General features: G+C 39.2%; 17 protein-coding genes and 1 riboswitch. Of the genes, 14 read left to right on the top strand and 3 right to left on the bottom strand.

Features of this window, described 5'->3' with window-relative positions; genetic code table 11:
- The first annotated feature begins 149 nt into the window (after positions 1–149).
- From AC0VYV_RS14630 to AC0VYV_RS14610, 5 genes are all read left to right on the top strand, one after another.
- Entirely contained in the window at positions 150–1,016 is an 867-nt protein-coding gene (locus tag AC0VYV_RS14630) for a YitT family protein (protein WP_371018242.1), read from the top strand.
- 79 nt (positions 1,017–1,095) lie between these two features.
- Positions 1,096–1,896, top strand: a complete 801-nt coding sequence (locus AC0VYV_RS14625) for a lytic transglycosylase domain-containing protein (RefSeq protein WP_475365503.1) — start codon at positions 1,096–1,098, stop codon at positions 1,894–1,896.
- A gap of 256 nt (positions 1,897–2,152) precedes the next feature.
- Entirely contained in the window at positions 2,153–2,929 is a 777-nt protein-coding gene (locus AC0VYV_RS14620; protein ID WP_475373940.1) for a metal ABC transporter ATP-binding protein, read from the top strand.
- Positions 2,930–2,932: 3 nt separating this feature from the next.
- The gene (locus AC0VYV_RS14615) at positions 2,933–3,772 is read left to right on the top strand and encodes a metal ABC transporter permease (RefSeq protein ID WP_194219534.1); all 840 of its coding nucleotides are present in this window, start codon (positions 2,933–2,935) and stop codon (positions 3,770–3,772) included.
- A gap of 17 nt (positions 3,773–3,789) precedes the next feature.
- Positions 3,790–4,209 (top strand): Fur family transcriptional regulator, encoded by a 420-nt coding sequence (locus AC0VYV_RS14610; RefSeq protein WP_430244234.1) that lies wholly within the window; start codon positions 3,790–3,792, stop codon positions 4,207–4,209.
- Positions 4,210–4,225: 16 nt separating this feature from the next.
- Here AC0VYV_RS14610 and AC0VYV_RS14605 read toward each other — a convergent pair whose 3' ends face one another.
- Positions 4,226–4,804 (bottom strand): hypothetical protein, encoded by a 579-nt coding sequence (locus AC0VYV_RS14605; RefSeq protein WP_475365502.1) that lies wholly within the window; start codon positions 4,802–4,804, stop codon positions 4,226–4,228.
- 159 nt (positions 4,805–4,963) lie between these two features.
- Here AC0VYV_RS14605 and AC0VYV_RS14600 point away from each other — a divergent pair, with 159 nt between their 5' ends.
- A complete protein-coding gene (locus AC0VYV_RS14600) occupies positions 4,964–5,371 on the top strand; it encodes a hypothetical protein (RefSeq protein WP_226614328.1) in 408 nt (135 codons plus the stop codon).
- A gap of 71 nt (positions 5,372–5,442) precedes the next feature.
- Here the strand turns inward: AC0VYV_RS14600 and ispG are convergent, their stop codons facing one another.
- The gene (gene ispG, locus AC0VYV_RS14595) at positions 5,443–6,561 is read right to left on the bottom strand and encodes a flavodoxin-dependent (E)-4-hydroxy-3-methylbut-2-enyl-diphosphate synthase (RefSeq protein ID WP_194219537.1); all 1,119 of its coding nucleotides are present in this window, start codon (positions 6,559–6,561) and stop codon (positions 5,443–5,445) included.
- Positions 6,562–6,700: 139 nt separating this feature from the next.
- Positions 6,701–7,036 (bottom strand): hypothetical protein, encoded by a 336-nt coding sequence (locus AC0VYV_RS14590; protein WP_194219538.1) that lies wholly within the window; start codon positions 7,034–7,036, stop codon positions 6,701–6,703.
- Positions 7,037–7,218: 182 nt separating this feature from the next.
- On the opposite strand from AC0VYV_RS14590, the gene AC0VYV_RS14585 reads away from it, so the two are divergent.
- The 8 genes from AC0VYV_RS14585 (at position 7,219) to cobA (ending at position 13,824) form a co-directional block, all read left to right on the top strand.
- Positions 7,219–8,094, top strand: a complete 876-nt coding sequence (locus AC0VYV_RS14585; RefSeq protein ID WP_430244239.1) for a DUF1002 domain-containing protein — start codon at positions 7,219–7,221, stop codon at positions 8,092–8,094.
- A gap of 69 nt (positions 8,095–8,163) precedes the next feature.
- Positions 8,164–8,820: an NfeD family protein gene (locus AC0VYV_RS14580; protein WP_430244241.1), complete on the top strand. Its 657-nt coding sequence runs from the start codon at positions 8,164–8,166 to the stop codon at positions 8,818–8,820.
- Positions 8,821–8,936: 116 nt separating this feature from the next.
- A riboswitch (SAM riboswitch) is annotated at positions 8,937–9,042 on the top strand.
- A 96-nt stretch (positions 9,043–9,138) separates the two neighbouring features.
- Entirely contained in the window at positions 9,139–9,282 is a 144-nt protein-coding gene (locus AC0VYV_RS14575) for a YezD family protein (protein ID WP_194222197.1), read from the top strand.
- Positions 9,283–9,393: 111 nt separating this feature from the next.
- On the top strand, positions 9,394–10,116 hold the full coding sequence (locus tag AC0VYV_RS14570) for a phosphoadenylyl-sulfate reductase (protein WP_475365501.1): 723 nt from the start codon (positions 9,394–9,396) through the stop codon (positions 10,114–10,116).
- A gap of 5 nt (positions 10,117–10,121) precedes the next feature.
- Complete coding sequence (locus AC0VYV_RS14565; RefSeq protein ID WP_475365500.1) at positions 10,122–11,186, top strand: inorganic phosphate transporter; 1,065 nt, start codon at positions 10,122–10,124, stop codon at positions 11,184–11,186.
- 24 nt (positions 11,187–11,210) lie between these two features.
- The gene (sat, locus tag AC0VYV_RS14560; protein WP_475365499.1) at positions 11,211–12,359 is read left to right on the top strand and encodes a sulfate adenylyltransferase; all 1,149 of its coding nucleotides are present in this window, start codon (positions 11,211–11,213) and stop codon (positions 12,357–12,359) included.
- A 14-nt stretch (positions 12,360–12,373) separates the two neighbouring features.
- Positions 12,374–12,982 (top strand): adenylyl-sulfate kinase, encoded by a 609-nt coding sequence (gene cysC / locus AC0VYV_RS14555; protein ID WP_430244247.1) that lies wholly within the window; start codon positions 12,374–12,376, stop codon positions 12,980–12,982.
- A gap of 56 nt (positions 12,983–13,038) precedes the next feature.
- Positions 13,039–13,824 (top strand): uroporphyrinogen-III C-methyltransferase, encoded by a 786-nt coding sequence (cobA, locus tag AC0VYV_RS14550; RefSeq protein WP_283153972.1) that lies wholly within the window; start codon positions 13,039–13,041, stop codon positions 13,822–13,824.
- The last annotated feature ends 13 nt before the right edge of the window (positions 13,825–13,837 follow it).

The raw sequence follows: 13,837 nt of genomic DNA, 5'->3' as shown, positions 1-13,837 counted from the left end.
TAAAAGAACATTCTAAACTTTTAGGATCAGGTTATTTTATTATCGTTTTCTTGACTTTTGACTCATGACTTGTCGTGAATGAGCCAATAGACAATCATGCTCATTAACATAGGCTTCAAAGAAATAAGAGACATACTTTGGAGGGTCCCATGGAGAAAAAACAGCATAGGAAAGAAAGTAAAACGCATTTAATTTATAGACTTTTTATGATTATGATTGGCGCTTTTCTCGCTGCCGCAGCCATTGAATTATTTTTAGTTCCAAATCAGTTGATTGACGGTGGAATTATAGGGATATCCCTTATTTTAGATCACCTCACAGCATTTAATTTTGCTATTCTGGTTGTCGTGTTAAATCTTCCATTTATGTATTATGGTTATAAGCAAATTGGTAAGACGTTTGCCTTTTCAACATTATTCGGGATTATCGGGCTTGCTACATTCGAAACCTTTCTTCACCATACAGATCCATTTACAACGGAACCTATTCTTGGTACGGTTTTTGGCGGATTGACATTAGGACTAGGCGTTGGATTGGTGATTAGACATGGCGGTTCAATGGATGGAACTGAAATATTAGGGATTTTGTTAACGAAAAAAATTCCTTTTTCAATTGGCGAGTTTGTTATGTTTACAAACATATTTATTTTTACGTGGGCTGGATTTGTTTTCAGTTGGGAGAATGCGATGTATTCTGTAATGGCGTATTATATCGCTTTTAAGACAATTGATACGGTGATTCAAGGTCTTGATGAAACGAAAGCTGTATTGATTGTCTCGGATTTATACGAGGAAATTTCGAATGCTATTTTAGATCGACTTGGTAGAGGAACGACAAAACTCGTTGGTAAAGGTGGTTATACTGACGAGGAGAAAGAAGTTATATATGTAGTTATAACAAGGTTAGAGGTGACGAAACTAAAAAGTGTGATCTACGACATTGACCCTCATGCATTTATTACAATTATGAATACTCAAGAAACAAGAGGGGCGAAGTTCAAATCTCCAATTCATTAGACTTCCTATACCGGGGGTCTTTTTTCTTATGAAATTGTAATGATTTATGAGCAAAATAGTAGAAAGGTTTGAGAAAAAGATGATAGGGTATTACCTTAACTGGTGCTCTTCAGCTTTATTAATACCAGTTGAAAAGGAGTGCAACACTATTAATTTTATTCAAAACAATATCAAAAAACCTCTGTCTATGATCACTGTAATTGTTCTAACACTTGTTCTAGCACTAGTCCTTGTACAATCTCATCTATTTAATGAGCAGGTTGCCGATGCTGAAACAACTGTCGGTGAATTGAATCAGAAATCATCCCAGAATGATCAGATGAAAACACAGACAGCTATTAGTAAATTAGAAAAAGAAACGGGTTACTCACTTGACCCAAACTCAGTAAGTGTAGAAGAGTGGAAGCAGGCGAAAGCTTACTCTGAACAGTTCTATCAAGATAGTGAGGGGAAGTTTAGTAAGAAGTGGGGATTGTTCTTAACGTATCAGGCTATGAAAGAAGATATTGATCCTACAATCGTTTATGAGCTTCTGAAAGTTGAGACAGGAAATACGTTTGACCCTGAACTCATTGGGCCAGAAACAAAGTATGGGCATGCTTATGGGATGGCTCAATTCATGACAAATACGGCTCCATGGATTGCCGATATGGCGGAGATTGATTATTCAGAGGACAAGCTATTTGACCCTTATTTTTCAATAACACTTTCCGTCACCTATCTTGATTATCTTTATGAAAAATATGAGAATTGGGATGAAGCTCTGACAGCTTATAACCGAGGCATCGGCGGATTGAAGGCTTATGTAGCAGAAAAAGGAACACCGAAAAGTAGCTATTCAGAAGAGATTCAGGAGATGGCTAGCCTTCATGAAATGTAAACACAGCTTAAAAGCACCTTCGTTTCTTTCTCCGAAGAAGCGTAAAGATGGCCACAGCTTACAAGTCTGAAAGCTGTGGCCATTAAATGTTATTGAGGAACTTCCTATACGATTTATGACCAATCAAATTACGGGGGGCGACTACAATAAGTTATCTGAGATAGAATATCATCAAGGAAATTTACAAATGTTCATCATGTAAGGTATACTACATAATGTAAATCGTAATGATTCTTATAGATGGAAGGTTTTATTTATGGCAACTTCTCAAAATATCATTGATCTTCAGAATATCTCTTTTCATTATGGGGATGGATATGTTCTTGAAGACATTACTTTTTCTATTCCTAGTGGAGCCTTTGTAGGACTTGTAGGTCCGAATGGTTCAGGTAAATCAACTTTAATTAAAATCATATTTGGACTATTGAAGCCTCAAAAGGGACAAGTGAATATATTCGGCAAGAAGATGAATAAGTTTCATGAGTGGAGCAAAATCGGTTATGTCTCTCAGAAAGCAAATAGTTTTAATTCAGGATTTCCTGCTTCTGTATTTGAAGTCGTTTCGATGGGATTAGCGAGTAAACTTGGATTATTCAAATTTATGAAAGCAGCGCATCGAAAAGCAGTTATGGAGACCCTCAAACAAGTAGGAATGAGTGATTATGCATCAAGTAATATTGGAGAACTTTCTGGTGGACAGCAGCAGAGAGTGTTTATTGCAAGAGCGCTTGTCAGTAAACCAGAAATTCTTATTCTTGATGAACCTACGGTGGGGGTAGATGCTAATTCAACGAGTGATTTCTATGAACTTCTTGGTAAGCTTAATCAGGAGAATGGCATTACCTTGCTTCTTGTAACACATGATATCGGTACGATTACGGATAAAGTAACGCACGTGGCATGTTTGAATAAAACCCTTCACTTTCATGGTGAAACAAATGAATTTGAACAGTTTAATGATCGTGAACTATCTGGATTTTATGGCCATCATGTTCACGTTCTAAGTCACGACCATGATCACGGAGGCATTTAGAAAATGATAGAAGCTTTATGGAAATTTGAGTTTTTGCAAAACGCTTTTTTGGCTGGCATATTAATTGGAATTATTGCGCCGCTACTTGGAGTGTTTATTGTTGTTAGAAGACAGGCGTTAATAGCGGATGCTTTATCACATATTACTTTGGCAGGAATAGCTGCTAGTTTACTTCTAGGTAAGTATTTTACATTCTGGCAGGGCGTTAATCCTGTTTATATGGGAATGGGATTTTCAGCAGCGGGTTCGTTATTTATTGAGCAACTGCGAAAAGTGTACAAGCATTTTGAAGAGCTAGCGATCCCCATTACTTTATCTGGGGGGATTGGACTTGGGGTCGTATTCTTATCATTAGCAGATGGATTCAATTCTGATCTATTTAATTATTTATTCGGAAGCGTCATTGCCATTAGTCGAAGTGACTTAATGGCTGTGGCAGTGATAACGATTATTGTCGTACTTGTTGTGATTTTATTATACAAAGAACTATTTTTTCTCTCATTCGATGAAGAGCAAGCAATCGTATCAGGCGTTAGAGGAAAGTGGATTCATTTCATTTTTATTTTACTTGTCGCGTTCGTGATTGCCGTTTCGATGCAGATTGTAGGTGTACTACTCGTTTCGGCGCTTATGACGCTTCCTGTTGCTGCAAGTATTCGAATTGCTAGAGGATTTAAGCAAACAATCGCATACTCCATTATTTTGGGAGAAGTTGCGGTGCTTGGTGGACTGGTTCTGGCATATTATCTAGATATTGCCCCTGGTGGAACAATTGTTATTCTATCAGCGTTGATCTTGTTGTTCGTTCTTCTATTCAAAAGATTAAAACAGTGGAAATCTTAACATAATGAGGTGGATATATGAATGTCTCTACAGCATTGCGTATTTTAAAGGATGAAGGTTATAAATACACTGAAAAACGGGAGGATCTCGTCACTCTTTTCGCCAAAGAAAAGAGGTATCTTTCAGCAAGAGATGTGCTGAACCATATGCAAGAAAGCTATCCCGGGATGAGTGTTGATACGATTTACAGAAATTTAACTCTGTTTGCGGATTTAACGATATTAGAGGAGACAGAATGGAACGGTGAAAAGCGCTATCGTCTTAGCTGTTCAACGAATACGCATCATCATCATCTCATTTGTCTGGATTGCGGTAAAACTCGCCAAATAGAATCATGTCCAATGGAGAACATCCCAGTAGGGGACTCTGAGTTTGAAGTAACAGGACATAAATTTGAAGTGTACGGTCGTTGTGGTGCATGTCAGGCATATGCCTAAAAGCGGAAGAGCATAGTTATGCTCTTCCGCTTTTATTATGGTGCTTAAGCCACTGTTGAGCTTCTGGCCAGGTTTCCAATCGAGATACATTAGAAGGCACTGTTCCCTGGTTGTATGGAGTGTCAAAAAGGATCACTGGGATCTCACATTCCTCTGCAATCGCACATGCATTATCGTATTTATCCTCAAAAAAAACGTCAACGCTATGTTCTTTAATGGAATCAATTTTATCATGTTTTCCAATAAGTTCGATGTGATGATAAGGGACGGCATTTGATGTAAACCAGTCTTTTGTTGTGTTGAGTAAATGATCCCCTCTTGCACTAATGTAGAAAAGTTCATAATCCACTTTCCATTCTTCTAGTATAGGATGAGCTTGATCTGCGATAAGGGCATTTGCGTAAATTTTCTCTTCATTTATTTTTAACCACTCAAAAAACTCTTTTTGAGGAATGCCGAGAAGGTTAGCAAGATTGTACTGTGTAATATCATGTAAGGATAATTGTTTATTAAATGAAGAATTTAAATAAGGAAGAAAGGTTTTAGGACTTGTTACAGTTCCATCAATATCAAGTCCTAGTCTTTTGATCGTCATAATAAAACTCCTTTTTGATTTGCTCTCTTTTCATCATATCATAGAAAAGAAAGGCAATAAGAAGGAATTGGGATTATCTTACTGATTGAACGAACATATTCTTACACTCACTGACAAATACTAATCATGCTCCACAACAAGGTAAAGTGAGGGATGTATATGACAGAAGACAGACATGATGACGATCTGGACTTTATCGAGGAGCGCGAAGTTCGCAGCGAATCGGAAGAGGAATATCTTGAGGAAGCTGCAGCTGAAGTAGCCCCTGGTGTATTAGACCGTCCTTATTTACAGTCGCCTGAAAATGAACGTCCAACTGCTGAGGAGCATCATGAACACTTTGAAGCTAAAAGACAAGAACAGGATCGAACAGGAGTGGGAGTGGGTGTAGCTGCTCTTGCTTTATCGGTTATTTCCTTGTTTATACTTCCCGTCATTCTTGGAGCAGCGGGAATCGTCGTAGGATTTGTTGCTAGGAGAAAGGGACTAACAACGCTCGGATCATGGGCGATTGGTGTTGGTGCCGCTTCAATGATCATCAGCTTATTCTTCGCACCGTTCTTTTAGTTGAAAACCTTAATAGAAAAGCCAGGCACTTTTAAAGTGCCTGGCTTTTCTTCTTTGATCAAGAAAAAGAATTAAGAGTTAGCTTCAGCTTTCTCTTTTTCTTCTGCCATTTTCTTGTAATGTTCTTCTGCTATTTTGTCGACTTCTTTTTTCAACTCTTCTACCATGGTTTCCTCAGGAACTTTACGGATAATTTCACCATGTCGGAAGAGGAGACCTTCACCACGTGCACCTGCAATACCGATATCAGCTTCACGCGCTTCACCTGGACCGTTCACTGCGCATCCAAGCACGGCTACTTTAATAGGTGCTTTGATTGTTGAAATGTACTCTTCGACTTCATTTGCGATTGAAATAAGGTCAATTTCGATACGACCACAAGTTGGACAAGAAATTAATGTGGCTGCATTCGCTGCAAGTCCAAATGATTTAAGAAGCTCTCTAGCTACTTTTACTTCTTCAACCGGATCCGCACTAAGAGAAATACGTGCCGTATTTCCGATTCCTTTTGAAAGAATAACACCAAGACCGGCTGCGCTTTTAACTGTACCTGCAAATAGAGTGCCTGACTCTGTAATTCCGAGATGCAGTGGGTAATTAAAAGAACGTGCTGCCAGTTCATATGCTTCAGTTGCAAGGTTAACATCGGAAGCTTTCATGGAGACGATGATATCGTAGAAATCAAGGTCTTCAAGAATTTTGATATGGTGGAGGGCACTTTCTAGCATTCCCTCAGCTGTAGGATAGCCGTATTTTTCAAGGATTTTTCGCTCAAGTGAACCAGCATTAACGCCAATGCGAATCGGAATGCCTTTTGCTTTGGCTGCTTTTACGACAGCTTCCACTTTTTCGCGCCGTCCAATATTACCAGGGTTAATACGTATCTTGTCTGCTCCACCTTCAATGGCTTTTAGTGCTAGCTTATAATTAAAGTGAATATCAACGACAAGAGGGATATTAATCCTCTTTTTGATTTCAGGGATTGCATCTGCTGCCCTGTCATCTGGACAAGCTACTCGTACAATCTGACAACCAGCTTCTTCAAGACGATTGATTTCAGCAACTGTTGCTTCCACATCGTGAGTTTTGGTTGTTGTCATACTTTGAATAATAACTTCATCGTTACCGCCTATTGTTAAAGGACCTACTTTAACAGGTCTAGTTTGACTACGGTGGGTAATTTCATTCATGCGAAAATCGCTCCTTTTACATGTAGGATTGCTTACCTCATGATTTAGATCGCTTTTATATACTCCCTTGTAGGGAATAAGACTCATCTGTAATACTATCCCATTGTAGCAACTTTAGAGAGCTATTGACAAGAAATAATCATTGAGCAGATGTTTGGTCATAAGTTGGTATCCTATATTCTTCCCCAATTTGTATAAGAGTTGGATGAATTTTATTTAATGTTTCAAAATCGTGAACGACCGTTTCAATCGGAACCGGTATTGAGCCGTTCGCTTTTTCTACTAAAGAAAGAACAGTATCGCCAGCATTTATTTTATAAACCACATAGGGAGAGTTTTTTTCAGGTGACCCCACTTCGACTGCTTCTGATACTTCTGAAATAGCTCTGTTATTTGTAAGAGTTCCTGTTGTTAAATCATAATAAGTTGTATGAAGGACAAGCAGAAATAGGGAACTTAACAATAGTTTTCGCATCTCTCGCAACTCCTTCAGAATGATTTCCTTTGTACTACGATATGCTTGTCCTTCCATGATATGACAGATTTCCTAGTGAATTATCTTTTCTTTCGATCGAGTGTCGAGTAGAATACTAAGAGATGGGGAGATTAACTGAGTTACTCTTCATTAGAGCCTCACGTTAAAAGGAGACAAAAAACATGCTTAAAAAAGGATTGCCGTTTTTATTGTCGATGGTGTTAATGATGTCTATTATTCCTATGGTGGCACAAGCGGATGCGAGCGTCGGGGATGTCATCGTTACACTTGGTGAAGATCTATCTGAAGAGCAAAAACAGAAGCTAGTTGATGAAATGGAAGCTCCGGAAAATGCAATGACGGTAACGGTATCAAATGAAGAAGAGCATAAATATCTTGGGAATTATATAAGTAAAGCGCTAATCGGTACCCGCGCCTTATCTTCTTCTTCCATAACCATTGGTGAAAAAGATGCTGGTTTAAGCGTTGACACAAAAAATATTAATTGGGTAACAGATGAAATGTACGCAAATGCTTTAATAACAGCTGGAGTAAAAGATGCTGATGTTTATGTGACAGCACCAATGGAGGTTTCAGGTACGGCTGCATTAACTGGTTTAATCAAAGCTTATGAGTTAAGCACAGATGAAGTGATACCTGAGGAGCAAAAACAAGTAGCAAATGAAGAGCTTGTCACTACTGCAAAATTGAGCGATAGTATTGGCGCAGATAAAGCAACAGAGCTAATGACTAAGATTAAGGATGAAATTGCTACAAACCCACCTGAGACGGAAGATGATTTAAGAACAGTTATTAAACAAATTGCTAACGATTCAGGTATTGAATTGACTCAAGATGAGTTGGATGGTCTTGTTGCACTGTTTAATCGAATGAAAAATCTTGATATTGATTGGGATCAAATGAAGAGTCAGTTGCAGAACGCGAGAGAAAACCTGGACGAGTTTTTAAATAAAGACGAGACACAGTCATTTATTCAAAAAATCATTGATTTCTTTATTGCGATTATTGATGGAATAAAAGGGGTATTTCAATCGTAAGGTGACAAGTGACTGAAACTTTCTTCCCTTTTGAACGTATAAGAGAAGAAGGAAAAGGAGGGAGCGAGGATGGAGATTCTATCTTTGCCAGCAGTTGGCTTTCTTATCGTTTTACTTAGCGTGCTATTCTTGTTTGCTGAGTTACTTGTCCGTGTAAAAGGTATTTTTGGATTGATCGGAATACTATTGCTCACATTTTATTTTAGTTTCCATCTTACTTCTTTATCATCAATTCTCTGGATGGGACTTGTGTTTGCTGTTGGTTTAGGCTTAGTTATTCTTGATGGGAAATTACTCAATGATGGTACATTTGGTTTGATTGGATTAATTATGATGGTTACAGCCGTAGCCATTCCTTCTCCGACTTTCCTTTATGGCCTTCTCGTTTCTAGTGGTTTTTTAATTGGTACGGCTGCTTCATTCCTGTTTTTGCGTGTTTTCCCCGCACGTTCTATGTGGACGAAAATGACGTTAAAGGATCGGTTAAGCAGTGAAATGGGGTATAATTCCATGAACGCTGAGTATAAGAATTTAGTTGGAGAATCGGCTATGACAATTACTCCATTTCGACCAAGTGGAACAATACAAGTCAATGAGAAAAAGTACAGCGCCATTTCTGTTGGAAGTTGGATCGACAAGGATACGGCAGTAGTTATTACGTCTGTAGATGGTACGCGTATCTTAATAGAAGAGAAAAAAGAAGAAAGTAAACGTCATCCAATTTAAAAATGGTCCCCGAGTCATAGATTCGGGGTTTTTTTCATATTCTTTTCTAATCCCTTTATCCCGATCTCTAAACTAGGGTTGACATATTGTTAGATAATAGTTAAGATTTAGAAAATAACTTATCAAGAGAGACCGAGGGACTGGCCCGTTGACGTCCAGCAACCTGCCTGATTGGCAAGGTGCTACTTCCAGCAAAATGGAGTCCATTTTGGAAGATAAGGTGAATTAAGGTAACCTGATCTGTCTTTCCAATTTGGGAAGGCTTTTTTCATTTATAAGCTTCTCCTCATGATTATTACGACTAAGGGAGGTTGCATGATGGGAACGAAAGACCAGAATTTTTCAGACGTTGCTGTACGTATAGAACGAATGCTAAGTTCGTTAAAATTTGGGTCAATTACGCTTGTTGTTCAAGATGGGAAAGTTGTTCAACTTGAAAGAAAAGAAAAAGAACGACTTTAATATTGGCGCTGACTAGAGAAACTAGAGGCGGTTCTAACCCTAAAGGTTAGAACCGCCTCTTTTTTTAAACTTTTAAATATATTTCCTTGATCGGAATTGGGAGGGTTAGAAATGAATTGGTTCTATAATAATTGGTCGGGTAAGGAACCTGAATTCGACGTTGAATCAGAAACGAAAGGGGCTCTTGAAGTTCTGGAGTGGGCGTATCAAATATACCAAGATGATATTGTATATGCTTGTAGTTTCGGTGTTGAGGGTGTCGTTCTAATTGATTTGATTTCCCGGGTAAACCAGAACGCGAAGATTGTTTTTCTGGATACAGGTCTCCATTTTGATGAGACTTATGAGCTAATTAATAAAGTGAAAGCTAAATATCCATCTCTAAATATTAAGTTAAAGCAACCAAAGGAGTCGGTCGAAGAACAGGCATTAAGTAAAGGGGATGCTCTATGGGAGCGAGACCCGGGACAGTGCTGCAACTTGAGGAAAATCATACCATTGCATGAAGAATTAGATCATGTAAGTGCATGGATCTCAGGTTTAAGGAGAGAGCAGTCGCCACTCAGACAAAAGACAAATTATTTCAATAGAGATGATAAGTTTCAGTCGATTAAGGTTTGTCCACTTATTCATTGGACATGGAAAGATGTTTGGAGGTACGTGTACGAAAAGGATTTACCATACAATCCTCTTCATGATAAAGGGTACCCAAGTATAGGATGTGCGGTATGCACTGAAAGAGTATTGGAAGGTAGTGATTCTAGAGCTGGGAGATGGGCAAATCAGGAAAAAACGGAATGCGGCTTGCATTTTGATTCAGCACCAAATCGGTGACGGTCATGACAACCCTAGTTATTACAGTGGCTCTCTTTTTTGCTATGAATATTGGGGCTAGTGGAGCTGCGGCATCGATGGGAGTGGCTTACGGGGCTGGAGCGATTAAAAGAAGAAGCGTAGCACTGAGTGTTTGTGCGATTGGGATTGTTGGTGGTGCCACATTAGGTGGAGGTAATGTTATTAAAACAATGGGGAGTGGCATTATACCTTCTTCCGTACTCAGTCTAAAGGTTATCTTGATTATTTTTATTTCAGCTACAACAGCGCTCTTTCTAGCAAATATGATGGGGATTCCATTATCAACAAGTGAAGTTACTGTGGGCGCAGTGGTAGGAGTTGGTATTGCTTACCGTGCTTTGTACTTTCAGAATGTGATGTTCATTATGTTGTTGTGGATCGTTATACCGGTTATTGCTTTTGCGACAGCTCTCAGTGTTGGGAAAATTTTTGGTCTTTTAAAACAAAGAATCAATCTTACTTCAAAGTGGCAAAAGCCACTCACCATTTTTTTAATTGTAGCCGGTTTTCTAGAAGCCTTTTCAGCGGGAATGAATAACGTCGCAAATGCGATTGGACCGCTAGTTGGAGCGGGAGTTTTATCCCTTTCTCACGGCGCATTTTTTGGGGGAGCTTTTGTTGCTTTAGGTGCTTTAGTTTTTGGTAAACGTGTCATTGAAACGAATGGTTATCGCATCACAAAATTTTCACTTGGTGAAGGTTGTGCTATATCAGGTACGAGCGCTGGACTTGTGATTGGAGCTTCCTTATTTGGGATTCCGGTGCCGCTTACCCAGATTACCACCTCATCGATCATTGGTATCGGAACTGCTAAAGATGGATTTCAGCTTTGGCAGAAAGATGTCATTACGCGAATGATTAAAGTTTGGGCAGTTTCACCGGTTTTTTCTTTAGTTATTTCTTATAGTATGATCAAACTTTTTTTAGAAAGTGATTTATATACATTAATTGCAATTGGCAGCGTTATTCTAGCGACGCTTGGGTCAGGAAGTTTAATTCGATCGATTCGCTCTCAAAAGAGAACATTACAAGACGAAGGAAGCTTATAATAAATTCAATTTGGAGGGATTAAGATGGCAACAATTAACGCGCATGGAGGAACATTGATTAACCGTTACAAACCTAATACTGAAATTGATGGGATTATTCAAGAAATTGAGTTAGACGCTACTGCGTTAAGTGATCTGGAATTAATCGGAACAGGAGCGTATAGTCCGTTAACTGGTTTTCTTAATGAAAATGAGTATACGTCAGTCGTTCATCACCTCAAATTAGAAAGTGGGTTGCCATGGAGCATTCCTATTACGTTGCCAGTTACGCACGAACGAGCTGCTGAGATCGCAATTGGTGATAAAGTGAAGTTAACTAATAATGGGACTGTGTACGGCACAATAGAAGTGGAATCCAAATATACTCCTGATAAGGGAGTGGAGGGGCGCCACGTGTATTTAACAGAGGACAGTGAACATCCAGGAGTGAAAAAAGTTTACGATAGACCAGATGTTTACATTGGTGGACCAATTACGCTTATTAAAAGAACCGAAAAAGGCAAGTTTGACCGCTATCATTATGATCCATCTGAAACAAGAGAGTATTTTGAACGTCAGGGCTGGAAGAAAGTTGTAGGATTTCAAACAAGAAATCCGGTTCATCGAGCGCACGAGTATATTCAAAAGACCGCACTTGAAACAGTGGATGGCTTGTTCTTGAATCCTCTTGTAGGTGAAACCAAATCAGATGATATACCAGCAGAAATTCGAATGGAAAGTTATGAAGTTCTACTTAAGAACTATTACCCTGAAGATCGTGTGCACCTTGGTGTCTTTCCTGCTGCTATGCGCTATGCAGGGCCAAGAGAGGCAATCTTTCATGCGCTTGTTCGAAAAAACTTTGGATGCACACATTTTATTGTGGGGAGAGATCATGCCGGAGTAGGTGATTACTATGGCACTTATGATGCCCAGAGAATCTTTAGTCAATTTACAAGCGAGGAATTAGGAATTACACCACTCTTTTTTGAACACAGTTTCTACTGCGAGAAGTGCGATAGCATGGCTTCGGCCAAAACGTGCCCTCATGGAAAAGAACATCACGTCATTTTATCAGGTACTAAAGTACGTGCCCTTTTACGAAATGGGGAGCAGCCTCCAGCAACATTCAGTCGTCCTGAGGTAGTGGAGGTATTAATTAAAGGGATGAGTGAGAAGACAGTGAACGCATAAGGGGGAGATTTGAGATGACAGTGAACAATAACTTAACCTGGCACGATACAGTGATAACAAAAGAAATGAGGCAGCAGAGGAATCAGCATAAAAGTGCAGTACTCTTCTTTACAGGTTTGTCTGGTTCCGGGAAATCAACGCTGGCAAATGATGTTTCAAGGAAGCTTCATGAATTAAACGTCCAAAGTTATGTACTAGACGGAGATAATATCCGTCAGGGTTTAAATAAGGATCTTGGTTTTCGAGAAGAAGATCGCAAGGAAAATATTAGACGTATTGGGGAGGTGTCTAAACTACTAGTTGATAGCGGTCAATTCGCAATCACTGCATTTATTTCCCCGTTCAATAGTGATAGACAAGTAGTACGTGAACTTCTGCAACAAGGTGAATTTATTGAGGTATATGTGAAATGTCCAATAAATGAGTGTGAGAGTCGAGATCCTAAAGGATTATACAAAAAAGCTCGTAGTGGCGAGATTCCTCACTTCACAGGCGTATCATCTCCTTACGAAGAACCGATCAATCCCGAAATCACCATTGATACCTATAACGACTCAAGAGAAGAATGTGCTGATAAAGTGATGTCCTATTTAGTAAAGCAAGGGTTGATTATAAATCAATAACTTTTGATCTTAAGTGATTTTTAAGAATAAAATCATCTCGTGGAGGAGGAAATCAGATGGGGAAAGTTTATCTAGTTGGCGCAGGACCAGGAGACATCGACTTAATTACAGTGAAAGGCGTAAAGTGTATTGAGCAGGCAGATGTGATCCTCTATGATCGCTTAATCAATCAAGACCTTCTCGATTACGCAAAAGAAGGAGTCGAGTTAATTTACTGCGGTAAGTTACCTGATTACCACACGCTAAAACAGGAAACCATAAATCGTTTTCTCGTAAAGCATGCACTTAAAGGGAAAGTGGTCACAAGGTTAAAAGGAGGAGACCCTTTTGTTTATGGTCGAGGTGGTGAAGAAGCCGAAGTCCTTTCAAACCATGGAATCCCCTTTGAAATCGTTCCAGGAATTACTTCTGGTATTGCTGCCCCTATGTATGCAGGCATTCCAGTAACACATCGTGAACTAAGTTCAACATTTGCATTTGTAACTGGTCATCGTAAAGAAGGCGAAGAAGAAGAATTACGCTGGGAGAGTCTCGCCAAAGGTATAGATACACTCGCCATTTATATGGGAGTGAAAAATCTACCTTATATTTGCTCGATGCTTCGAAAATATGGAAGAAATAAAGAAACTCCTGTTGCGCTTGTTCACTGGGGAACAACACAAACGCAACAAACGGTAACGGGTACCCTTGAGACAATAACAGAAGATGTAAAGAAAGCAGGAGTGCAAAACCCAAGCATGATTATCGTGGGTGAAGTGGTAAACCTAAGGTCGAAACTGAATTGGTTTGAGAAAATGTCACGAGATGAACAAAGCACTAAGTCGGTCGTTAGCGCCTTATAGGAGGTGGTGGATA

This window comes from Anaerobacillus sp. QJM3NY_17 (assembly GCF_056173665.1).
Note: the sequence above shows the minus strand (reverse complement) of the source record. Positions and strands in the feature narration are given on the sequence as shown.

Coding starts and splice junctions, on each gene's coding strand:
- AC0VYV_RS14610 (WP_430244234.1), top strand. CDS start 3,790: ATGAATGTCTCTACAGCATTGCGTATTTTAAAGGATGAAGGTTATAAA.
- ispG (WP_194219537.1), bottom strand. CDS start 6,561: ATGAATGAAATTACCCACCGTAGTCAAACTAGACCTGTTAAAGTAGGT.
- AC0VYV_RS14570 (WP_475365501.1), top strand. CDS start 9,394: ATGAATTGGTTCTATAATAATTGGTCGGGTAAGGAACCTGAATTCGAC.
- AC0VYV_RS14590 (WP_194219538.1), bottom strand. CDS start 7,036: ATGCGAAAACTATTGTTAAGTTCCCTATTTCTGCTTGTCCTTCATACA.
- AC0VYV_RS14620 (WP_475373940.1), top strand. CDS start 2,153: ATGGCAACTTCTCAAAATATCATTGATCTTCAGAATATCTCTTTTCAT.
- AC0VYV_RS14580 (WP_430244241.1), top strand. CDS start 8,164: ATGGAGATTCTATCTTTGCCAGCAGTTGGCTTTCTTATCGTTTTACTT.
- AC0VYV_RS14600 (WP_226614328.1), top strand. CDS start 4,964: ATGACAGAAGACAGACATGATGACGATCTGGACTTTATCGAGGAGCGC.
- AC0VYV_RS14615 (WP_194219534.1), top strand. CDS start 2,933: ATGATAGAAGCTTTATGGAAATTTGAGTTTTTGCAAAACGCTTTTTTG.
- AC0VYV_RS14630 (WP_371018242.1), top strand. CDS start 150: ATGGAGAAAAAACAGCATAGGAAAGAAAGTAAAACGCATTTAATTTAT.
- AC0VYV_RS14605 (WP_475365502.1), bottom strand. CDS start 4,804: ATGACGATCAAAAGACTAGGACTTGATATTGATGGAACTGTAACAAGT.
- AC0VYV_RS14575 (WP_194222197.1), top strand. CDS start 9,139: ATGGGAACGAAAGACCAGAATTTTTCAGACGTTGCTGTACGTATAGAA.
- cysC (WP_430244247.1), top strand. CDS start 12,374: ATGACAGTGAACAATAACTTAACCTGGCACGATACAGTGATAACAAAA.
- AC0VYV_RS14565 (WP_475365500.1), top strand. CDS start 10,122: ATGACAACCCTAGTTATTACAGTGGCTCTCTTTTTTGCTATGAATATT.
- AC0VYV_RS14625 (WP_475365503.1), top strand. CDS start 1,096: ATGATAGGGTATTACCTTAACTGGTGCTCTTCAGCTTTATTAATACCA.
- sat (WP_475365499.1), top strand. CDS start 11,211: ATGGCAACAATTAACGCGCATGGAGGAACATTGATTAACCGTTACAAA.
- cobA (WP_283153972.1), top strand. CDS start 13,039: ATGGGGAAAGTTTATCTAGTTGGCGCAGGACCAGGAGACATCGACTTA.
- AC0VYV_RS14585 (WP_430244239.1), top strand. CDS start 7,219: ATGCTTAAAAAAGGATTGCCGTTTTTATTGTCGATGGTGTTAATGATG.